Annotated in this window: 22 protein-coding genes and 5 pseudogenes; 15 read left to right on the plus strand and 12 right to left on the minus strand. The window is 65.3% G+C overall.

Annotation, left to right across the window (positions count from 1 at the left end; all coding sequences use genetic code 11):
- Positions 1-45: 45 nt before the first annotated feature.
- From ACFWXC_RS44710 to ACFWXC_RS44725, 4 genes are all read left to right on the plus strand, one after another.
- The gene (locus ACFWXC_RS44710; RefSeq protein WP_384488554.1) at positions 46-618 is read left to right on the plus strand and encodes a hypothetical protein; all 573 of its coding nucleotides are present in this window, start codon (positions 46-48) and stop codon (positions 616-618) included.
- Positions 619-641: 23 nt separating this feature from the next.
- On the plus strand, positions 642-1,991 hold the full coding sequence (locus ACFWXC_RS44715; protein ID WP_384488556.1) for a carotenoid oxygenase family protein: 1,350 nt from the start codon (positions 642-644) through the stop codon (positions 1,989-1,991).
- A gap of 406 nt (positions 1,992-2,397) precedes the next feature.
- Positions 2,398-2,649: a hypothetical protein gene (locus tag ACFWXC_RS44720; protein ID WP_384488558.1), complete on the plus strand. Its 252-nt coding sequence runs from the start codon at positions 2,398-2,400 to the stop codon at positions 2,647-2,649.
- Positions 2,649-3,236, plus strand: coding sequence for a hypothetical protein (locus ACFWXC_RS44725; RefSeq protein ID WP_384488560.1), 588 nt, complete (start codon positions 2,649-2,651; stop codon positions 3,234-3,236). The genes ACFWXC_RS44720 and ACFWXC_RS44725 overlap by 1 nt, the downstream gene beginning before the upstream one ends.
- Positions 3,237-3,420: 184 nt before the next feature.
- Here ACFWXC_RS44725 and ACFWXC_RS44730 read toward each other — a convergent pair.
- The 3 genes and pseudogenes from ACFWXC_RS44730 to ACFWXC_RS44740 form a co-directional block, all read right to left on the minus strand.
- Positions 3,421-4,615: pseudogene (locus ACFWXC_RS44730) on the minus strand (IS3 family transposase); the annotation flags it as partial.
- Positions 4,546-5,295: a transposase family protein gene (locus ACFWXC_RS44735; protein WP_384488562.1), complete on the minus strand. Its 750-nt coding sequence runs from the start codon at positions 5,293-5,295 to the stop codon at positions 4,546-4,548. The gene ACFWXC_RS44735 and the pseudogene ACFWXC_RS44730, both read right to left, overlap by 70 nt.
- Positions 5,296-5,508: 213 nt before the next feature.
- Positions 5,509-5,820 (minus strand): hypothetical protein, encoded by a 312-nt coding sequence (locus ACFWXC_RS44740; protein WP_384488564.1) that lies wholly within the window; start codon positions 5,818-5,820, stop codon positions 5,509-5,511.
- 291 nt (positions 5,821-6,111) lie between these two features.
- Here ACFWXC_RS44740 and ACFWXC_RS44745 point away from each other — a divergent pair.
- The 9 genes and pseudogenes from ACFWXC_RS44745 to ACFWXC_RS44785 all read left to right on the plus strand — a co-directional run.
- A pseudogene (locus ACFWXC_RS44745) lies at positions 6,112-6,402 on the plus strand (transposase family protein); the annotation flags it as partial.
- 319 nt (positions 6,403-6,721) lie between these two features.
- Positions 6,722-7,492: pseudogene (locus tag ACFWXC_RS44750) on the plus strand (transposase family protein).
- Between the two features lie 161 nt (positions 7,493-7,653).
- Positions 7,654-7,926 (plus strand): transposase, encoded by a 273-nt coding sequence (locus ACFWXC_RS44755; protein WP_384488566.1) that lies wholly within the window; start codon positions 7,654-7,656, stop codon positions 7,924-7,926.
- A gap of 9 nt (positions 7,927-7,935) precedes the next feature.
- A pseudogene (locus ACFWXC_RS44760) lies at positions 7,936-9,063 on the plus strand (transposase); the annotation flags it as partial.
- Positions 9,064-9,148: 85 nt separating this feature from the next.
- The gene (locus tag ACFWXC_RS44765; RefSeq protein WP_384488568.1) at positions 9,149-9,349 is read left to right on the plus strand and encodes a hypothetical protein; all 201 of its coding nucleotides are present in this window, start codon (positions 9,149-9,151) and stop codon (positions 9,347-9,349) included.
- 286 nt (positions 9,350-9,635) lie between these two features.
- Positions 9,636-10,391, plus strand: a complete 756-nt coding sequence (locus ACFWXC_RS44770) for an Asp/Glu racemase (protein WP_384488570.1) — start codon at positions 9,636-9,638, stop codon at positions 10,389-10,391.
- A 45-nt stretch (positions 10,392-10,436) separates the two neighbouring features.
- Entirely contained in the window at positions 10,437-11,096 is a 660-nt protein-coding gene (locus ACFWXC_RS44775; RefSeq protein ID WP_384488572.1) for a VOC family protein, read from the plus strand.
- A complete protein-coding gene (locus ACFWXC_RS44780) occupies positions 11,093-11,338 on the plus strand; it encodes a hypothetical protein (protein WP_384488574.1) in 246 nt (81 codons plus the stop codon). The genes ACFWXC_RS44775 and ACFWXC_RS44780 overlap by 4 nt, the downstream gene beginning before the upstream one ends.
- Before the next feature lie 104 nt (positions 11,339-11,442).
- On the plus strand, positions 11,443-12,576 hold the full coding sequence (locus ACFWXC_RS44785; protein ID WP_384488576.1) for a hypothetical protein: 1,134 nt from the start codon (positions 11,443-11,445) through the stop codon (positions 12,574-12,576).
- A gap of 226 nt (positions 12,577-12,802) precedes the next feature.
- On the opposite strand, the gene ACFWXC_RS44790 is transcribed toward ACFWXC_RS44785, so the two are convergent.
- Positions 12,803-13,096 carry an SDR family oxidoreductase gene (locus ACFWXC_RS44790; RefSeq protein ID WP_384488578.1) on the minus strand — a complete coding sequence of 98 codons (294 nt, stop codon included), beginning with the start codon at positions 13,094-13,096 and terminating at the stop codon, positions 12,803-12,805.
- 111 nt (positions 13,097-13,207) lie between these two features.
- Between ACFWXC_RS44790 and ACFWXC_RS44795 the strand changes: the two genes are divergently transcribed.
- Positions 13,208-13,534, plus strand: a complete 327-nt coding sequence (locus ACFWXC_RS44795) for a hypothetical protein (protein WP_384488596.1) — start codon at positions 13,208-13,210, stop codon at positions 13,532-13,534.
- 137 nt (positions 13,535-13,671) lie between these two features.
- Positions 13,672-14,442: an IS5 family transposase gene (locus ACFWXC_RS44800; RefSeq protein WP_384488580.1), complete on the plus strand. Its 771-nt coding sequence runs from the start codon at positions 13,672-13,674 to the stop codon at positions 14,440-14,442.
- Here ACFWXC_RS44800 and ACFWXC_RS44805 read toward each other — a convergent pair.
- The 8 genes and pseudogenes from ACFWXC_RS44805 to ACFWXC_RS44840 form a co-directional block, all read right to left on the minus strand.
- Complete coding sequence (locus ACFWXC_RS44805) at positions 14,428-14,991, minus strand: SDR family NAD(P)-dependent oxidoreductase (protein ID WP_384488582.1); 564 nt, start codon at positions 14,989-14,991, stop codon at positions 14,428-14,430. The two genes, ACFWXC_RS44800 and ACFWXC_RS44805, sit on opposite strands and share 15 nt — an antisense overlap.
- Before the next feature lie 227 nt (positions 14,992-15,218).
- Positions 15,219-15,737 (minus strand): annotated as a pseudogene (locus tag ACFWXC_RS44810) (acireductone dioxygenase); the annotation flags it as partial.
- Between the two features lie 117 nt (positions 15,738-15,854).
- A complete protein-coding gene (locus tag ACFWXC_RS44815; RefSeq protein ID WP_384488584.1) occupies positions 15,855-16,283 on the minus strand; it encodes a MerR family transcriptional regulator in 429 nt (142 codons plus the stop codon).
- Between the two features lie 106 nt (positions 16,284-16,389).
- Complete coding sequence (locus ACFWXC_RS44820) at positions 16,390-16,803, minus strand: acyl-CoA thioesterase (protein WP_384488586.1); 414 nt, start codon at positions 16,801-16,803, stop codon at positions 16,390-16,392.
- A 285-nt stretch (positions 16,804-17,088) separates the two neighbouring features.
- On the minus strand, positions 17,089-17,790 hold the full coding sequence (locus ACFWXC_RS44825) for a TetR/AcrR family transcriptional regulator (protein ID WP_384488588.1): 702 nt from the start codon (positions 17,788-17,790) through the stop codon (positions 17,089-17,091).
- 680 nt (positions 17,791-18,470) lie between these two features.
- On the minus strand, positions 18,471-18,653 hold the full coding sequence (locus ACFWXC_RS44830; protein ID WP_384488590.1) for an IS3 family transposase: 183 nt from the start codon (positions 18,651-18,653) through the stop codon (positions 18,471-18,473).
- A 143-nt stretch (positions 18,654-18,796) separates the two neighbouring features.
- Complete coding sequence (locus ACFWXC_RS44835; RefSeq protein ID WP_384488592.1) at positions 18,797-19,558, minus strand: TetR/AcrR family transcriptional regulator; 762 nt, start codon at positions 19,556-19,558, stop codon at positions 18,797-18,799.
- Positions 19,559-19,659: 101 nt separating this feature from the next.
- The gene (locus ACFWXC_RS44840; protein WP_384488598.1) at positions 19,660-20,763 is read right to left on the minus strand and encodes an FUSC family protein; all 1,104 of its coding nucleotides are present in this window, start codon (positions 20,761-20,763) and stop codon (positions 19,660-19,662) included.
- Positions 20,764-21,149 lie beyond the last annotated feature (386 nt).

A 21,149-nucleotide genomic window follows, 5' to 3' on the forward strand; every position in this document is an offset into this window, starting at 1 on the left:
TTTCGACCTGTCAAAAATGACATGAGCTCAGAAGGGCCCCAACTTATGGGATTGGTCAAGGGGTTCATCCCCTACCTCGTGTACGGCTTCGCAGCAGGCTTCCTCGGCTGGCGGGCGGGAGCCGTCACAGCCATGGTGTGCGGAATCGTTCTGCTGACGTACGAACTCATACGGGGGACTCCCGCTGCCGCGCAGATCCTCGAGGTCAGCTCGATCGTCTACTTCCTCGGCCTGGCCACCGTGGCATTCCTCGACAGCAACTCGCCGATCGAGGGCTACCAGAGCCCCTTGTCCTTCTGGTGGCTCGCCCTCACCGCAGGCGGGTCCCTTGTTGTCGGTCAGCCGTTTACCCTCCCCATCGCCAAGCTGCAGACCCCGCGCGAGTTCTGGCACATGCCCGAGTTCACGAAGGTGAGTGTCAACATCGCCGCCGTCTGGACAGCCGCCTTCGTGTTCCTCGCCATCGCCCTGACCGTCTGCTTCGTCGTAGACGCTTCTCCGGCGGTCGACGGCACCATCCATGTCCTCGGTCTCGCCGTGCCGATCGTCGTCACCGTCGTGTACCCCAAGCGCGCCCAGGCCCGCCTTCAGGCCTCTCTCACCAGCGTCAACGGCTGATCCGGCAGGGTCCAGGAGGAACCATGAATACTGTCAAAACCACTGCTGTCCCTCATCTGACGGGAAATTACGCCCCCGTGATGGACGAGCTCACCACGCACGAGCTCACGGTCACCGGCGCGATACCGCCAGAGCTCACCGGTTGGTATCTGCGCAACGGACCCAACCCCCACGAAGCCAACACCGGGCACTGGTTTCTCGGTGACGGCATGGTCCACGGCATCCGTCTCGCAGGCGGCAAGGCCACGTCGTACCGCAACCGTTGGGTCCGGACCTCGACGTTCACCCACAGTGCGCGGCGCGTCGACGAGCGGGGGAACTTCGATTTCACCGCAGGGCTCGCCAACACCCACGTCGTACGGCACGCCGGGCGCACGCTCGCGCTGGTGGAGACCTCGTTCCCCTACGAGCTGAGCTCTGCGCCCGGTCACGAACTCGACACCGTCGGCCCGTACGACTTCGACGGACGTCTGCGAACCGCGATGACGGCCCACCCGAAGACCTGCCCCATCACTGGCGAACTGCACTTCTTCGGTGCCGGCGCGCCGTCCGACACCTTCCTCAACTACCACCGTGCGAATGCCGACGGTGAGCTGGTGATCAGTCGGCCGATCGAAGGCCCGAAGCCGACGATGATGCACGACTTCTACCTCACTGAACAGCATGTCGTCTTCATGGACCTCCCCGCCGTCCTGAACCTGGAGATGGCCGCGAATGACGACGTCATGCCCTACAAGTGGCAGCCGGAGTACGGTGCCCGGCTCGGTGTGCTGCGCCGGGACGACCCTTACGGTGCCGTGCGCTGGTTCGAGATCGACCCGTGCTATGTCTTCCACACCGTCAACGCTCACGAGGAAGCCGACGGGCAGCGTCTCGTCCTGCACGGCGTCCGCTACGCCAAGTTGACCGATGGTGTGGGCCTGGCCGAGCCCTCCTATCTGTGCCGCTGGACCGTGGATCTCGTCAGCGGATCGGTGCGGGAGGAACAGCTGGACAACCGCGTTGTGGAGTTCCCCCGTCTCGACGATCGTCTGGCCGGGCTCGCCGCCCGTTACGGGCACGTCTCCGAGACGCCCAACCCCGAAACCTCCCAGTTCACGGGCGCGGTGCACCGCTACGACCTGCGTGACGGCACGGTCTCCAGCCACCTCTTCGCTCCCGGCCGTTTTCCGGGAGAGGCAGCCTTCGCCCCCGCCGACGATCGCCCCGGCGGGCCTGGGTGGCTCATGACCTTCGTCTACGACGCCGCTACGGATCGCAGTGACCTCGTCATCCTCGACGCCGAAAACCTCGCCAAGCCGCCTACCGCCGTCGTTCACCTCCCCCGCAGGGTGCCCGTCGGCTTCCATGGCAGCTGGCTCCCGGACGCCTGAACTGGACCGACCCACCCGAACCGGGTCGACTCGCGACACTCTGATCTCCTCCCCCAGGACAGGCGGCGGAAGGAGATCCCACGTCACGCATGAACCGGTGGGCCATCAGGACCACCGGCTCCGCGTGGTCCACCGCCGGTGCTGCGCGCGATCTACCCCCAGGTGGGACTCAGCGACATCGATCCCGTGGCCTCGGGTCAACCCAAGACACCGGTGACCGCCGGAGGTTCCTGACCCAGGGCGCACCGAAAAAGGAAACAACCGTAGTGGGAAAGAAGCGGGTTCGGCCAGCCAACGGTCCGGACCCGCTTCTTACCGTCACGGCCGATAAAAGCTTCGTCCAGAAGATCTGCGAAACGGTAGCGCACAGGTCCCAAACCGACAGGACAGTGAGAGCGGATACAAGATGAAACTGCAGGGAACGGTCAGGAAAGTGATTGCATGCGCCGCCGACGCTGCGGCAGCCACGGGCACGCGAGTGGTACTGGCCGCCTACTGGGGAACGAGCTACGTCCTGTCGGGAAGGCAGAACTCGACGCTGCGTAAGCCCGACACACCCGATCGGAAGATCGATGCAGCCGACAGTGCTACCGCACCGGGCAATGGGTGGGATTTCCCCGCTGTGCTTCGAAAGTTTCCGAAGGATGAGAACGTCTGATGAGTTTTCTGCAAATCGCCGGGGCACTCCTGCTCATTGCGCTCGTCATCGCACGACAAGTACGGGGCGAGCCCCTGCGCGGGCGGCGGCTCATGGTGCTACCGGTCGCCCTCATCCTTCTCGGCGCCTACCTGCTGACCAAGCACGATAAGAACCCGACGGCCGCCGACGTGGTGTTCATCAGCTTTGGTGCCCTTGTGGCCGCAGTGATCGGACTGCTCCAGGGGAGGTCCACCGTCCTGGAATCACGCGGTGGTGTGCTGTGGGCGCGTACGCCGATGAGCAGCCTCTGGCTCTGGCTGGTGCTGATCGCTTCCAGGGCCGCCGTCACGGGGGGCGCCGTCGCCATGCACGCGCACGTGGCTGGTTCCACCTCCCCGATCCTGTTCACCCTCGGGATCAACCGGCTCGGGCAGGCGATCGTCGTGGCCCCTCGCGCGCTGAAGTCGGGAGTCCCGCTGGCTCCGGAACACGACGGCCAGCCCTTCATAGGGGTTCCGGCCGACATACCCCGTGCCGACGCCGGCGCGACGTCCATGACGGCGGCGGCGACTACGCACCGATCGCCGACGCCAGGCCGCAGGTAGCCCCCTCCGTAGCGCCCAGATGCGGCGCGAACGGCGGCGTGAGCGCTGCTCCTACCGGCAAGGCGGCTATTAGCCTCGCGGTTTCACTTGGGGAGGGCTGACCCTGGGGCGGCAATGTGAAAGGGGTCTCATGCATGATCGGGTGACATGACGTGCCCCACGGTTTGGGTTCCAGCCGCAGTGGCTCACTGGCGGTGGGAATGGTGTCTTGCTCGAAGAGTAGTTCGTACTCGATCGGGGTGCGGTAGCCCAGTGCTGAGTGGCGCCGCTGTCGGTTGTGACAGACCTCGATGTACTCGAAGATCGCGTTGTCAAACTCGACCTGGGTCTTCCACCGCCTGCGATTTAACAGCTCGATCTGCATCGAGGACCAGAACAACTCCATCATCGCGTTGTCCAGGCCGTCCCCGACGGTGCCGAACGATGGCAGGAGCCCGGCGGAGCGGACCCTTTCCCCGAAGACCCAGGAGGTGAACTGAGCACCGTGATCGGCGTGAACTATCCCGCCCGGTTCGGGGCGGCGGTTGCGAATGGCCATGTCCAACGCGTTGACCACGAGGGTCGAGTCCTGCCTGGAGTCCGATCGGCCAGCCCACGATCTTGCGGCTGAACGCGGCCAGGACCGACGCGCAGTACACCCACCCTTCCCTGGTGCGGTGTTGCGTGATGTCAGTGACCCACAGCTCGTTGGGACGCAGCCGATGGAACTTGCGGTTGACCAGGTCGCCGGCGGTGACGACGCCACGCAGGCGCTTCACTCGTACCGGTCCGGGCAGTCCGTAGATCCCGGCCTGTGTCGTCAGCACCGACACGGTCCTCGAGCACACCCGGATTCCCATTCCCATGGTGAGCTCGGCGTGTATGCGGCGGTAGCCGTAGGTGCCCCGTGAGGCGACATGGACCTCGTGGATCAGCCCGGTCAGCCACTCCCGCCGCAGCTGCCGCGGCGTGGTGGGGGTGCGTTTGTGCTTGTAGTAGTTCTGCCGGGCGACCCCGAGGATCCGGCAGCATCGATCGACCGGTGCCCCGGCATCGACGAGACGGTCGATCACCGGGTAGAGCCTTTTGGGGCCGGCTTGTCCTCGCTGAGGAACTTGGCGGCCTTGCGGACGATCTCAAGCTCGGTTTCCAACTCACGGATCCGTCGACGCGCTGCACGCAGCTCTGCGGACTCCTCCGAGATCCTGCCAGGCCGTCGGCCGTTGTCGATGTCGTTCTGGCGCAACCACTTCGACAACGTGACCGGATGGATGCCGAGTTCAACGGCGGTCTGCTTCTGTTCTTTCCCTGCCCGAACCAGTGAGCTCATTCAGCGTTGCCTCTCCAGGGTGAGGACGGCTTTGGCGATGACGGTCATGCGGTTGGGGCTGATGCGGGATCTGCGGAGGATCTGCCAGGACTTCAGTCGTGCGATGCCGCGTTCGACAGGCGCCCGGGCCTGGGCGAGAGCGCGGTTGACGGTGCGCTGGGTGGGGGTGAGTTCTCCGCCGGGTGGTCGTCTGAGGCCGGTGGTGACCCAGGGGCCGGTGCCCGTGTAGGCCCGGTCGGCCAGGATCGGGACACCTTGTCGCTCGCAGACCCGGAGAATCTTGTGGCTGCGGGCGGCGGTCAGGTCATGGGTACGGCCTGGCAGGGCGGGTGAGATCCACAGCACGTCGCCGGTGGGGTCGGTGACGATCTGGACGTTCACGCCGTGCCGGCGGTGCTTCGCGGAGTAGTCAGCGCGGCTGTCGCCGACGCGGTCGCACTCGGCGAGGGTGCCGTCCAGGAGCACGAAGTCCGGGTCGTGCTCGCGCAACGTCTTCAGCAGGCCCGGGGCGCTGCCGGCGAGCAGGTCGGTCACCGCGGTGACGTAGGCGTGGGCAGTGCCGACAGATATGCCGAAGGAGGCCGCGATCCTTACGAGGGTGTCGTGGCGGTGCAAGTACACGAGTGCGACGAGGGCACGCTGATGCGGCGGGAGTTTGCACCGTCGGTCACCCTCACGGGTGACGATGAGCATCGTGACCCACTCGACCAGGGCGTGAGGCAGGTCGAGTGCGGCAGGATACGGAACCAACAGGGCTCCTGTGTTGCTGAGTTGAGACGTCGAACACCTCCCTCAACGGCACGGGAGCCTCGTGCGTTGCGCATCCCGCCTGCGTCACCCACCCGATGTCCACGCTGAAACAGCTCAACGAGGATGGCGGGGCTGCAAACCTGCCCCACCTTCGATGGACATGACCAGGTCCACAGGCACTACCGCTCAACTTCGACGGTTGAACCGAAGCGATCACATCACGTACGTCAGCACATACAGCAGAAGAAGTGGCACGATCATCGCTTCCACGGCCAGCAGCCACCACAGAGGATGCCACGCTTCAGAACGCGAATCGAGTTCCTCCCGAGTACGGACCCGTCGCCACGGCGAGGCAGGGTCGTACACGAGAAGGGTTTCCTCGCCGGGCGTGCCCAGAATCCTTCTGCGGAGCGGCGATATGTACATCACCTGCCGGCCTGAATCCGTCACGAATTCAAAGCTGGTCGAGTAGCTGCCCTCGGAGACCGAAACGTTTCTACAGCGGCCGACGACTTCCTTACCCACGTGTCTCAGCTGTCGCTCGACCCACAATGGGACCAAGCCGAACCAAAAGATAAAAGGTATGGGAAAGACGACCAGTCCGACCAAAATCCACCCCAGTGTGTCCACTCCTGGAGCATGCCACACGCCAACACCAGAGCAGGCATGATCGATGCTCGCAACGCACGAGGCTCCCGTGTCGTTGGGGGAGGCATTCGAAGTCACAACCCACAGGCACAGGAGCTGTGTTGGCTCCGTGTTCTGCCGCACTCGGTCTGCCTCCCGCTCTAGTCGAGCGGGTCACCACTGCACCAGGGCATCTCCGTCGGCACCAGCCACCCCCACACGGCAGCCGTCGTCGACCTGCTCGCCGACCGCGCACCCGGCCTGCTGCGCACCCTGCACAGGCGGATCCGGACTACGTCCTGCTCGACGGGCACTCTCGCGGAGTGCGACCGGGTCGGCGACAACCGGTCCGACTTCTCCCATAAGCGCCGCCGGCACCGGGTGAACGTGCAGGTGGTGACCGACCCGGCCGGGCTGCTGCTGAGGATCTCGCCGACGATGCCCGGCCGCACGCACAGAGCTCTTTCGGCGTTGTCTCACCCTGGAGAGGCAGTGCTGAAAGAGCTCAGTGCGACGGCACGGGCACGGAACTCAGCGGGGTAGGCGCGGGGCATGTCCGGCAGCCTTTCGTGAAGGCCGTCAGTTAGCAACCAGAACTGGAACTTGAGAGCTGGGGCACGTCATGTTCGTGAGACGGGTCATCCCATGACGTCCCGTCCCACTCAATCGCCCGCAATACCGGTGTTGCCATGAGGGCGACTGTACTGGCCGATCATGCTGCGGACATCAGCGGACGGCCGCTTATGAAACGCACCCTAAAGCATGCAGCAGAAGGCCGTGAGCAGGCCATTTCCCTTGTATGCGTGGGGTGTTGACGGCTGATCCGTTGTGGGTGGAGACGTTCACGGGGCTGCGAATGAAGCAGTTCGAGCGGTTGTTGAAGGTGGTGCGGGAGCGAGGTGGCGGCGGGCCGCGCATCGGGAGGCCGTGGTGTCTGCCGCTTGCCGACCGGGTGCTGCTGGTGGCTATCTACTACCGCACGAACCTCACCATGCGGCAGCTCGCGCCGCTCTTCGGGGTCTCGCCTGCCACGGTGTGCAGGGTCATCCAGCGGCTGCGGCCCCTCCTGGCACTCGAGTCGGCCACACGGCCCGTCGATGCCGCGGACCGGCTGTGAATCGTGGACGGCACGCTGGTCCCGGTCCGTGACCGCAAGGTCGGCGCCTCGAGCCGCAACTACCGGTTCTCCGCGAACGTGCAGGTCATCATCGATGCGGACACTCGCCTGGTCGTAGCCACCGCCCGCCCGGCTCCGGGCAACAGGGCCGACGCCCATGTATGGCGCGACTCCGGTCTGCCGCAGCAGTGCCAGGGCGTCACCGTGCTCGGCGACGGCGCCTACATCAACACCGGCCTGCTCGTCCCGCACCGCAAACGACCCGGCCGGGCCCTCCTGGCCGGCGAGGAAGCCGACAACGCGGAGCATCGCCGGGTCCGTGCGCGGGTCGAGCATGCGATCGGCCGGCTGAAGAACTACAAGATCCTCCGCGATTGCCGACAGCACGGCGACGGCCTCCACCACGCAGTCCAAGCTGTCGCCCACATGCACAACCTCGCCCTGGCCACGTGATCAGAACAGCCATGATCGCCCTCTGGCCTGCAAAAACACGCCTTTCTGCAACACCCTTAGCTTGACTCTGTCGGGGATCTTGGATTTTCTCGGTGCGTCGGCGTGATCACCGGGCATGCTCGGGGCTGTTCCGCAGGCCGATGCAGTTGTCGAGGTGTTCGTTGTCGCTCCGTCCGCGTTCCGGTGAGCAAGTCCCGCCTCTGACCGCGCAGATCGCGCGGGCGAGCAACCCGCACGGTACGACGGCGATATGGGTGCGGGACCAGTTGGACGGGCTGTGGCACGACGAGGACTTCTCCGGCTGGTACCCGCGCGACGGCCGTCCCGGTCTTTCGCCCCCCCAGTTGGCCACCGTGTGCGTGCTGCAGTTCCTGCTCGGTCTGTCGGACCGCCAGGCGGCGGAAGCGGTCCGCTGTCGCATCGATCTCAAATAAGCGCTGGCCATGGAGCTGGACGATCCCGGCTTCCACCACAGTGTGCTGGCCGACTTCCGCGAACGCGTCGCCCAGGACGACCGCGCCGACCGCCTTCTCGACATTGCACTCGCCCGACTGAAGGAGGCCGGACTGGTGCGCGAGCGCACCAGGCAGCGCACCGACTCCACTCACGTCCTGGCCGCGGTGCGCGACCTGACCCGGCTGGAACTGGTCACCGAGGCGATCCGTGCCGCGCTCGAAGAAGCCGCCCGCACGGCCGGGCATCTGCTGGTCGGCCTGGTTGACGAGGAGCGGGGGCGCCGTTACGGCCGTCCGGTCCGTCTGGGCAAGAACCCCACCCGGCCCAAGACCAGAATCCTGGCCGCGGGCAACGACGCCTGCCGGTTACTCGAGCGCCTCCACCGGTACGATCAGAGCTACCGGCTGGGCCCGCAGGCCGAGGCCCTGCGGCAGATCGTCGTGCAGAACTACTACCGCGACGCGGCAGGTCGCCTGCGCTGGCGCACCGCCGACGACGGCCGTCTACCGCCCTCCTCCTCGGCGATCGTCTCCCCTTACGACACCACGGCGCGCTATGTCCGCCACGGGCACATCATCCGCTGGAAGGGGTTCGCCGCGCATGTCACCGAGACATGCGCCTCCGGCAGCGTCAACGTGATCACGGACGTGGCCACCACCTCGGCCGCCACGAACGACGGCCAGGCCCTGCCCGGCATCCACCGACTGGCGCGTCGCGGACTGCTGCCAGCCGAGCACCTGGTCGACGGCGGCTACACCTCCCTCGTCCACCTGGAACGAGCCGCCAGCAAACACCAGGTCACCATCAGCGGCCCACTGCCGGGCAACCCCACCCGCCAGCACCGCAGGAACGAAGGCTTCTACCGGGACGACTTCCACATCGACTTCGACCGCCGACAGGTCACCTGCCCCCAGGGCCAGATCAGCAAGGGATGGCACGGCCCTTACCCGACCTCCTCACCCACCGCAGCACCCCTGATCGTGGCCCGGTTCACCAAGAGCCAGTGCCGCCCCTGCCCGGTCCGCACTCGGTGCACCACCACCGCCGACAGCGCCCGGACCGTGGGATTTCCCCCACGGGAACTCCGCGACCTGCAAGCCCGCGTCCGCGCCGAGCAGCAGACCCCCGGCTGGAAGGCCCGCTACGCGGTCCGCTCCGGAGTCGAGGGCACCATCAAACGAGTTCGCCCACGGACACGACATGCGCCACTGCCGCTACCAAGGACAGCCGAAGACCCATCTGCAACACATACTCACAGCCATCGCCGTGAACATCGAACGCCTCAGCAGCCTGCCGCCGACTGAGGAAACCCCCTCACCGCGGCCACCCACCGCCTTCCAGACCTTCCTGGATCAGCACGGCATCCCCCGGTCGAAGTCCTGGCGAATACCGGGCAGTTGACCTCGATCACTCCAAGATCCCCGACAGAGTCGAGCTAGTCGACCGCCCTTCGCCATGGAAGGCACTCACGCGCAGGCTGGCGAAATCCCGTGCAGCAGTGGCGGCAGTGACGAGTGGACGACGCCAGTCGATGCCCGTCGATGTAAGTCGACCTTGGCCGACTCTTGCCGGTGCTGCCAGATCTTCGGCTCCCTGCGGTGCGGCGGAAGTCAGCGGTGGTCGCACTCTTGACAATCTGACGTGCGCGTCGAAAAATGGTCATTGAAGTCAATTTAAGGAGCAGCCCATGTCTGGACCAACCCGGATCGGCCTCGTCGTCCCCAGTTCGAACGTGACGGTAGAGACGGAGATGCCGCGGCTGCTCGGCCGGCACCCCAGTGCGCGCTTCTCGTTCCACTCCAGCCGCATGCGCATGCACACGGTGTCGCCCGAGCAACTCCGGGCCATGAACGCCCAGCGTGAACGCTGCATTCTCGAACTGGGTGATGCCGGTGTCGACGCCCTCCTCTACGCCTGTCTTGTCGCCGTTATGGTCGGCGGACCGGGCGAGCACGAGCGCGTCGAGTCCGCCATCACCGAGCAGTTGTCCACCGGAGGCGCCAGCGCCGCGGTGTTGTCCAGCGCTGGTGCACTGCCGGAGGCGCTCAGGGCTCTGGAAGCGCGCCGGATCGCTCTGGTCACCCCATATGCGCTTCCTTTGGCCAAGCAGGTCGTGGCCTACATGGAATCGGAGGGCTTCGAAGTCGCCGACTGGCGAGCCCTTGAGGTCGAGGACAACGAGCAGGTCGGTCGAATCGCGCCGGAGCGCGTGATGGACGCAGCCCGGGATCTTGACCTGACCGGCGTCGATGCCCTTGTGATCTCGGCGTGTGTCCAGATGCCTTCCCTCGATCTTGTGCAGCCTGCCGAGGACGAGTTCGGCATTCCCGTGGTTTCCGCTGCTACCGCCGGGGCCTACATGCTCCTGCGGAAGCTCAGCCTGCCCGTCGACCTCCCCGATGCGGGCAGCCTGCTCCAGGCAGTTGTACAGGCTGCCGGATGAGCCCTTGCCGAGAGACCGATCAGTCACTGTATGAGGAGGCCTGACATGGAACGGCGCGAGCACCGGGTGATGGGCGTCGACCACGCCGCATTTCCCACGTTCGATCCCGTGGGTACCGTCCGATTCTACCGTGATGTGCTGAAGTTCCCCGTCGTTCATTCGATCTGTGCGGCCGGCTGGGGCCCGGAGCGCCACCCGGACTTCATTCACTTCTTCTTCGACATCGGTAACGACGACCGCATCGCCTTCTTCTACTACTTCGGGTTCGAGCCCCCGGCGGGCGCCGGAGACGCCGGAGACGTCTACGCCAAGTTCGCCGACGATGTTCCCCAGTTCTTCATCAACTCCCGCCATCTGGCCATTCACGTCGAGAACGAGGAGGACTTGCTCGAATACCGGCGCCGTCTCGATGACTCGCAGTGGCCGGTGGAGATGCAGGTCATGCACGAGACGATCGAGTCGATCTATACCCACGACCCCAACGGCTACATGGTGGAGATCACCCGCGCGCTGAGGCCTGTCACCGTCCAGGAAGATCTCGACGCCGAGCTCACTGTCGATGCGTTGATCGATGTTGCGTCCGGGCCCGAGCCGACCATGGACAAGCTCCTCACCCGCAAGGCGGAGCTGATCGTGGAGCGTGCTGCGCACTGGGAGGAGAACCGCGCGGGCGCAGGTTCCGAGGAGGAGCTGACCCGGCGATGAGTACTTTCTACGTTCTTGATGTTCCGGAGAACACGACGATCCCCGAGATCGCGGCGCAGGATCCCGCGGTCCGCGTGGGCAAGGTGGGCCCCTACTTCCGGATCACCTCACCGGGCACGATCGTCGTGGACCGGCGTGCCACCGGGTGCAGACATGCCGTGTGGTATAGCGTGGTCGCGGGGCTCGAAGAATCCCGGATTACCCAGCAGGACAAGGACGCACTGCGCGTGGAGGCACGATGAGCGCTTCCGTTCGCCTGGGTGCCGGGCGGCACATCGCGGGCCGGCCGATCCCTGACACGGCCGTTTCCACGGCGCACGAGCTCACGACCTCGGACGGGGCGAAGGTGTCGGGCGTGCTCCGGATGATGCCTGGCGCGCGCACCGTCGTCTGTCTGATGCATCCGCGACAGGACTTCACCCATCATGTGCTCGTACCGGAGCTGCTGTCCCGCGGAGTAGCCGTGTGGACCCAGGGAAGCCGCTCGGTCAACAACGACCTGAACCTGCTGCACGAGCAGGCGGTGCTCGACATGGCCGCGGGCCAGGTCTTCCTGCGGAGCGGCGGATTCGAGCACGTCGTCACTCTGGGACATTCGGGCGGTGGTCCCCTCGCCGCGCTCTATCACCAGCAAGCTGGACTGCTGCCCGGCCAGCGGCTCTTCCGTACCCCAGCCGGCCGCCCGGTCGACCTCGCGTCTGCCGAGATGCCGCTGCCTGACGGGGCGGTATTCATGGCTCCCCATCTGGGCCAGGGAGCGCTCCTGAAGCGTCTCATCGATCCTTCGGTCACCGATGAGACCGACCCGCTGTCCAGGGACCCGGAGCTCGACCCCTACAACCCGGAGAACGGCTTTGCCGATGCGCCGGCGGATTCCTCGTACCCAGCCGAGTTCGTGGAGCGTTACCGGGCCGCGCAGCAAGCCCGCATAGCGCGCATCGACGACCACGCCCGGGAGTTGGCGGCCGACGCAACGGCCGCACGCAAACGTTTCAAGCACAGTGGGGTCGCCGACGACAGGCGGCAGGCACTCGCTCCCAGAATCGTCACCGTGTACCGCACGGACGCCGACCTCCGCTCCGTCGACCGGTCGCTCGATCCCAATGAACGGCCGTACGGATCGCTGTTCGGCAGCCGCCCCGACTTGATCAACTACGGTCTCCTGGGATTCGGACGCCTCTCCACCCCCGAGGCATGGCTGTCCACCTGGTCGGCAACATCGACTCATGCGGACTTCCTGCGCTGCGCGCCAGGAATCAACGTGACGACTCTGCTGATCGAGCTCACTGGTGATCAGGCAGCCTTCCCCGGGGACGCCCTGGCGATGATGGAGGGCTTCGGCTCCGCGGACAAGACCCATGAACGCGTCCCGGGACTGCACTTCGGCGGCCCACTGGCACCCGGTGAGCCCACGGGCAGCAGTCTGGCCGGTGACGTCATCGGCACCTGGCTCGCCGAACGCTTTCCCGTCACTGCTTGACCCATGGTGCGATGCGGGCGCGGCACCGGCTCGGATGCCCGTACGTGCGTCGCACGTACGGGCCGCACGTATCGGAGCCAGGGCCCAGACGGCGTACGGGGTAGCCTGCCGTCCGACTGACGTAGAACAGGAAGGCGCCCCCAGCACGCCTTCCTGTTCTACAGAATTCCGAACACCGCGGCTCGCGCTTTCATACGTGTGCCAGGTGGGCCCATCAGGATGGTCCCTATGGCTGAACGTCCAGGAGACCGCGCAGACTGTCGCGTTCCTCCCTGGACATGCCGATGGGACGACCGGCTGAAGTGCCCGCGTCGATGCCGATGTCCTGCCCCGTCACGAGTCGGCTCGCATCGCTGGCCAGCCACAGCACCGCCGCAGCGACATCGGCGGTGGTGACGAGCGCCCCGATCGCCTGCTTGTGCCTCATGACCGGATCGAATACGGCTGCGACGGCGTCGACTGAACCGTCGGCTGCGGACGAGCCCACGCCGGCTCCCTTGGCAAATATGCCGGTGGGCACGAAACCGGGGGACACACTGAGCCCTTTTCAACCTCAGTGGGGCTGCTGACGCGGGTCGCCCCTGGTCGAGCCGGGCGGAAGCTCTGGGGGCAGGATGTCTTCGTGCCCACCATGGTTGTTGAGATCCACGTGCCGTTGCTGCCGACGCCCGGCCTGCCAGACGGTTCCTACCCGTTTCCCTGGATCGAGGAGGTCGAGGACTTCCTGTCCGATCTCGAAGTCCAGGGTGACGTGGAAGTCTTCGATGAGGGAGAGGAGGACGAGGACGTCTACGTCTTCTTCGTCACCGGATCCGGTGAGGGGGATCTTTTGGCGGTGGCGTCCCGCGTGGCCACGCTGCCTGGGGTTCCTGCGGGAGCCGTTGCGGTCGTCAGCAATGACGAGGCCGAGGAGTTCGGTCTAGGACGACGGGTGGCGCTTCCACTGCCTGCGCTCTGAGCGCCGGTGCGGAGCCTTCGTACCTCCCCTCAGGGCGGTTCAGGTCGCCCGGCAGCGGGGCACCGCGTGCGTGACGAAGTGAAGCTCCTGGTAGACGAGTTGTCGACCAAGATCAACCTGTCCACCCGGAGCTTTGCATGCTTGTCTACCCATCAGGACTCGATCTGTCCAGTTCAGCCCTGCGGTTCCTGGCCGGGAAGCTGACGGTCCTGCGCCGTGAACGCGGAACGCGGTGGCGCCGGCTCGGAACGACACGGCAGGCCCTGCTGGTCCTGGCCCACCTGCGATGCGGACACACCTACGCCCAGCTGGCCACCGGTTTCGGCATCAGCCTCAGCACCGTCTACCGGTACGTGAGCGAGGCCGTCGAACTGCTGGCCGCCATCGCTCCCGACCTCGCCGAAGCGGTACGCGCCGCCTCCCGCAAAGCCTTCGTGATCCTGGACGGAACCCTCCTGCCGATCGACCGCATCGCGGCTGATCAGCCCTTCTATTCCGGCAAACACAAAAGACACGGCATGAACGTGCAAGTCCTGGCCGACCCGGCCGGGAGACTGCTGTGGGCCTCGCCCGCGCTACCCGGAGCCGTTCACGACCTTCGCGCGGCCCGCGAACACGGCATTCTCGACTCCCTGTCCGAAGCCGGCATCCGTTGCTGGGCCGACAAGGGATACCAAGGAGCCGGCGAAACCGTCCGCGTGCCCTACCGCGGTCGCTGGGAGAAGCTCTCCGCAGGCCAGCAGTCGGTCAACCGCGCCCATGCCAAAATCCGGGCGCTGGGCGAGCAGGCCATGGCCACGCTCAAGACCTGGCGACTCCTGCGTAAGCTGCGGTGCAGCACCACCCGCATCACCAGCCTTGTTCAGGCCGTCCTCACCCTCCACCTGACCTGCTCAAACCAAGGTTGAAAACGGCTCACTGTTGACCCTGATTCCGTGCTCGCCCAGGTCTACCGCCGAGCAGCGCGTGAGATGGAGAACCGCAGCCTTGGCGGTCGAGTAGTCCAGTCCGGACCAGCCGGCCACCTTGCCCGCGAGGCTGGCCATGTTGATGATGCTGCCTGAACGCTGAGCGAGCATCTGCCGCGCCGCGTACTTCGTGCCGTACATGGTGCCGTGGACATGTACCGCGAGAGTTCGCTGGAACACTTCGCCGTCGAATCCGGTGACCGATGCTCCGTTACCGGGACCGCCAGCGTTGTTGACCATGATGTCCAGCCGTCCGTGGCGCTCGACGGTATGAGCGACGAGTGCTTCTACGTCCTCTTCCACTGATACGTCTGTGCGGACGAAAGTAGCCGTCTCACCAAGAGACGAGGCCTTCGACTCGCCCTCAGCTTCTCGGCGCCCGGCGAGGACAACGTGGGCACCTTCGTGTACGAATGCTTCCGCTATGCGAGCTCCGATACCGCTCGTAGCCCCGGTGACAATGGCGACCTTCTTGTCCAAAGTTTTCATTTTTTCTCCAGAAATGAGCGTACGGCTGTGAAGTCGACGCTGACAGCGGAAAGAGAGGGCAGTCTGATCGGCGAACCATGCAGTGCGTCGGCCGACCTCCCGGAGGCGAGAAGCAGCGGGATCGCGCCGATGCTCGGGTACGTCGTCCCGTCCGGGATAGCGATCAAAGCGTCGAAGTCAGTGCGGCTGGCCTCGGGCTCGAGCCACTGGTTGCTGCCGCGGCTACGGAAGCTGCCGATCCAGCCGTCCTCCTCGTGGAAGAACCGGATGGCGGTGAAGGCTGGCTTCGTGCCTATGTCGAACCAGTGCGTTGTGCCGCGCGGCACGCCCAGCAGGTCGCCCTTCTCGCACGGCGCGGCGTGCACCTCGCCGCCGACGTGGAGGTAGAAGGTCCCGGACCCGGAGACGGAGAAGCGGATCTCGTCATCGTCGTCGTGCGTGTGCTCCTGGAGGAACTTCTCGCGCGCGGCCTTCGCCTTCGCCGGGTACTCCGGGTCGTCGCTGGGGTGCAGCCCCAGGACGTCGACCGTGGTGAAGCCCTCGTCGGCGTTGAGCTTCTCGATCTCGGGACCGTACGCGGCAAACACGGTGTCGCTGTCGGCGTCCGCCGGTACGCCCTCGCGGATCGGCCACTGCTCGTAGCGCACACCGATCGGCGCGAGCGTGGCGGCGATCTCGGCGGGGTCGGAGGTACGGCGCACCACGGTCTCAGGGCCGGTCTCGGGCCAGGTCGTCAGCAGGGTCATGGGAGCAACTCCAGAAGGTTGTAGGAGGAGACCGGATACCGCGATGAGCGTCTGGACGGGCAGGAGGGAAGAGGGCGGTGATGCGGCGCCGTGTGTGGAGAGCGGAGGATTCGACCCTCAGTCTCGGCGCGCGCCGTTGGCGGCATGACGAAGGGGCGCGAGGTCCGGGGCGTCGTCAGGTTGGGTCTCGTCAGTACTGCTATCGGCTATTTCTCTCGGGGAGCGACGGACTATGGCCTCTTTGGTTGGCTCACAGAGGAGATCGCCGATATCAAGGCCGCTTTCGTATGCCATGGTGAGATCGGCGATGCCATTGAGGGTGTGGCCGCGCTTCAGCAGGGCCGTGATGGCACGCAGCCGTGCCAGGTGGCGGCTGTTGTACCAAGCAATGCGACCTTCTCGCCGCGGTTGGGGGATGAGGTCGCGCTCGCGGTAAAAGCGCACTGTGCGAACTGGTACGCCGGCCTGGTCCGCCAACTCCGCGATCCGGTACTCGTACTGATCTCCGTGGCCGCCGCCTATGCCGGGGGAGGAATTTCGTCGCATAGCCTTGTTTCTCTGTCACACCGGTTCGTCACCAGGTGTAGCTGGGGTATTGCAGTCATTTGGAATTCCCGGCCTTGCAACCGTTCCCGCCCGAGGCTGCGGTACGTTAGAGACCGAGGATTTGAGGGTTCTCGGCCAATTTACGGAAATATTCGGCAGGGTTTTCCACCAGGCGACGCGCGGTCAGGTCAAGAAGGCCACCGACGCTGGACACTTCGGCGGCTAGTTGGCCGCTGACGGTGTGAAACTTTTGATGAACCCACAGTGCCTTTCCTGCGCCCCAGGCAAGCTCGCAGGAAACATCAACGTCGTCACCGGCCCGCAATTCCCCGTGATATCGGACGGTTGTTTCAAGGTTTACCGGACCGACACCGTTTTCCAAGAGGTCAGCCTGCCGAACACCCGCCGCCTGCATCAAGGACCAACGGGCATGCTCTGCGTACTGCAGGTACACGCTTCCGTTCAAGTGCCCGAGGGCATCGGTTTCGTATCCTCGCACCCTGATTCGCGTGACAAACATGCAACTTCCTCCGGATCATTCATGAATTCCGGATTGTTTGGCTATCCGGAGTGTTTTGAATCAAGAAAGGATAGTTCCGTAGCTAGCAGACCTTCTGTAGATCCTGGGCGATGGATACGCGGTTTTCAATGTCGCAAACAAACACTGATCGCTGTACCGTCGGTGCGAAACGGTCATAGGATGGCTTAGCTGGGGCGGGTGCAGATCATGTGGACGCTTGTGTCCACATATAGAAGTGACGGACGGCGTGTTTGGGCCCCTCCTTCCGATGCGTGCCCGGTGAGGTCATGGCAGGAGTCGCTCGAGGACGTCGAGGCTGAGGCGGACGGAGTTGAGAGCCTGCCGCGGCGAATTGTTCTCACCCTCGTGTTGGCTTTTACTGAGGACCATGTCGACCGCGGCCTGGGACACTTGACGGGTGGTCACCACTACGTCCAGACCGCCTCCTGGGTGAAACCACCAGGCCACCCAGTTGCACATGCCCACGATGCTGAGCGCTGCTACCCGGGGGTCGAGTGTCTTGAACGCCCCGGAAGCCACGCCCTCTTTGATGACGGCGCACAGTTCGTTGAGGACGGTCTTGCGGACCCGCACCTGCTGAGCGCGTACGGATGTCGGCAACGCGAACTCGGATTGGTTGAGCAGGCGAAAGGGGCCAGGGTGTTCCGCGCGCTGTCGTACCAGCTCCGCGGCGAGAGTACGCAGTTTGTCCTCTGGTGTGTGGGTGGCGGTACGCATGGCGGCCAAGGAGCTGTCGAGTGCCCGGCTCAACTCGTCCATCAGCATCATCAGCAGCTCCTCCTTGCTCGAGACGTAGTGATAGAGCGCCGATCGCGAGATGCCGATGGCGGCAGCGATGTCCTGCAAGGTTGTCGTTTCGTACCCCCGCTCGCCGAACAGCTCTGTCGCCTTGTCGAGCGCCTCGTGGATGACCAGGGAACGCCGCGTCGAGTGATGGCTGGTCGGTGGCGGCTTGCTTCGACTCATGAGGTGATCGTAATTCAAAGCCGTCACGTATGTCGATATTTTGATGACAGTGTCGAATCCTGCGGTCTGGACCGACCGAACTGGCAGCTGTCAGAGGTAGGGCAGGGCGCAGCCCTGTGCGGGAGGCGTTTACGGAGAGGGATCTTCCCGAGCTCGTGGGCGCGTGACCGACCTGCTCGGCTCTCGTTCGACCACATCGCAGATGCTGCAGCCACGCCAAGACCGCGTCCCTTGGGCGGCGGACAGCGGGTGATGTGAGGGATTCTCTGGTCCCGCAACAACCGCCGAGTGGCGAGCATGGGACACACCGAGTCGGGTGAGGAGCCGCCTGTGACTCCTCACCCCACGCCTACTTCGCCGGCCGCAGTGCAGCCGGCTGTTGTTCGAACGGGACCACATCCACGTCCCGGACGGGCTCTCCAGCGGGTTGCCCGACCAACAATGCCGTCAGCTCTCCGCCCGCCCGCCCGATCCGTTCCGCGTGACGCTCAAACAGGCTCTGGACTGCCAGGCCGCCAGCGTCGAGGAGATCCGGATGGAATTGGTGAGGACCGGTGTCTTGCCGGGCCACGCCCAAGCCCCCTGACACTCGCCCAGCGCAGGATGACGCATCTGAACCGCTCCGGGATCGGTGGAGGCTCCGGACTGTCCCGAGTTGGGTGGAGTCGAGTTGCTTGGTTTCAGGCTACTGGCGGGGTGCGGAGTTCGTACTCCACCGGGCTGAGCATGCCCAGCGCGGAGTGCCTGCGCTGTCGGTTATGGAAGATTTCCAGGTACTCGAAGAGCGCGGTGGACAGCAGACGCGTCCGCCACCGTCTACGGTTGAGCAGTTCGACCTGGACCCGGGCCCAGAAGGACTCCATCAGACCCGGAGCGGTTCATCCCGCGCCTCGCCAACTGACAAGGCCACGCGACACCTAGGGACGCCCCACACACAGAGGCCGCCCGCCAAGCAATCCAGGGTCGAGCCCCCCGGCAGGCAAGCGCAGTGCACCAGAGGAGGCGGTCACCCCTCCCCGGGCAAGAGGCGCTCAAGCGCATCGAGACTGGAGCGCGCCATGGCCAGCGCCGACTTCGCTGAATCCACCGGCCCCCGCGGGGCATCACCGGCAGCAACCATGTCGATGGCGGACTGGCTGATCTGGCGAGCCACCGAATCGATGTCGTAGTCCGGACCCGGGTGGTACCACCAGGCCACCCAGTTGCACATGCCAAGGACGCTGAATGCCGCGACCCGCGGGTCGAGCGGTTTGAATTCCCCCCGCTCGATGCCCTCCTCGATCACACCCGAGAGGGCAGCCAGCACGTCCCGTCGTGCTTGTCGGTGGCGAGAGCGCAGCGGTTCCGGCAGCGCCGACTCAGTCTGATCGTGGACGCGGAACTGCTGTGGCGACTCCGCCCTCTGCCGCACCAGATTGTCGGTCAGTTCGCGCAGCTTCCCCTCCGGCGTGAGGTCCGTACGAGCCTTCAACGCCGCCAAAGTCTCGGCCAACCCGAGGCTCATCTGCTCGACCAACATGGCAAGCAGCTCTTCTTTGCTCGTCACATAGTGGTAGAGGGCTGTACGGGAAACGCCGACGGCTGCGGCAACGTCCTGGAGGGTGGTGGTTTCGTACCCCTTCTCCGCAAAGAGGCGCGTTGCCTTCTCCAGCAGGTCTCGGGTGACGAGGCTACGCCGCGCTGTACTACGACGTGGCGTGTCCGATCCCTTCGACGGAGCCTCTTTCTTCGCGGCGACGGCGCTTTTCCCCGGTGTTTTACCTGCCATGACACTGATCGTAGTCGAACAGAACCACGTATGTCGATAACTCCACCCTCGCGACGAAAGAGGGCTCCTCCCTGCGCGGCGTCACGTTCTCGCCGGCAGCCCTATGCCAGGTGGGGCGAGAGGAGAGAGCGCACTATCTGCAATTCTCGGTCGAGAATCGGCTGCAGATCGGGGCGCGGAGCTGACAGCTCGTGCAGGGAGGCGGCTGCCGCCTCCTCAAGCCCGCGCCGCCGCGGATCGCTCTGACCCATCTCTGGCCAGCACTCGGGCTTGAGCGCCGACAAAGCGAGCAGCAGGTACCCCGGGTGTTTTACTGACACGGCGACAGGCCGCAATGCTCGGGCTTGTTCGCCACTACGTGCCTCTCCGAGCGCCTCCTCTGCGAGTGTGTCCAGTTCCACCAAGTCCCGTCGGACTATGGCGCACAGGCGCGCATGCCCGTCCAACGGCGTGGCCAGTATCTCGGCGAGGAGTGCCTGCTGGAAACGAACGGAGTGAGCGATGCCTTCTACGAGGAGGTGGGTGCTGGGGCACGGCAGGAGAACCAGCACCCCCAGCACACCGGATACACAGCCGATGAGAGTCGTGGCCGTGCGGTCCCAGGACAGCGCCGCGGCGTCGAGCGGGACGGAACTGGCGCCGCGGATCGTCAAGAGCACCATCGGCGTGACAAACAGCATGGCGAGACCATAGTTCCGCGGGAGAGATAGCTCGGCCAGGAAGAAGAGCACGGCGACCAGAACTGTCACCACGGGGAAGGCCAGATGCGGCTGGAGCAGTGCCATGCCGGCACCACCGCCCACCACGGTGGCCAGGCCTCGCTGGGCGGCTCGGTACCAAGTCATCCACGAGTGAGAGCCCCAAAGCGTTGCCACGGCGCATACGGGGGCCCAGTACCAACGATCCAGACCAATGACGACGGTGGTGGCACCGCAGACCAGCGTCAGCAATGCGCCCCGTATGACCATTGCCCGCTCACGTCTCCGCAAGGAACGGATCCGCCGCGGTGGACGACATCGCGTGGCATCGGCCGCCAGGAGGGTTCCCGTGGAACTCCGCTTCGGCTCCGCGAGTACACGGCGCATCTCTTGGTCGAGGGCCCGCCCCGCGCGGCCGGCCGACGGCGCGGAGTCATCGGCAGGGGCACTGTTGTCGACAGTCGCGCCGACGACGGCACCCGGGAGAGCCTGGGCGCGTGTGAGCATGCCGGCCGAAAGCGCAGCGCCACGTTCCAGGGCAGCCAACTCGGCTGCATGAAGCAGCAGTGGGGCGCGATCCCCCAATACACACAACCGTCCCACCTCTGCAGCGTCGCGGCCTGGTACGCGTCGCGCCAATGCCAGCGTCTGCTGGGCACTGTCCAGAGCTGCCCAGGCTGCGGCGCGTGCGGCATCAAATCCGGGTGTCCCTGCCGAGCAAATGGCGTCCGCGATGGCGCGGTAAGTTCCTAGTAGGGCCCGGTGTTCAGGTCCCTGCCGACATATCAACCACGGCGCTACTGAACTTGAAAGCGTGATGTCGGTAACGATCACCCAGCCGACGCGCGCGTGTTGGTGCCGTAGCTCAACGATCTACGAGTGGCGCCGGGCGG

The sequence above is a fragment of the Streptomyces sp. NPDC058683 genome (assembly GCF_042716195.1).
In the GTDB taxonomy this organism is placed as follows: Bacteria; Actinomycetota; Actinomycetes; order Streptomycetales; family Streptomycetaceae; genus Streptomyces.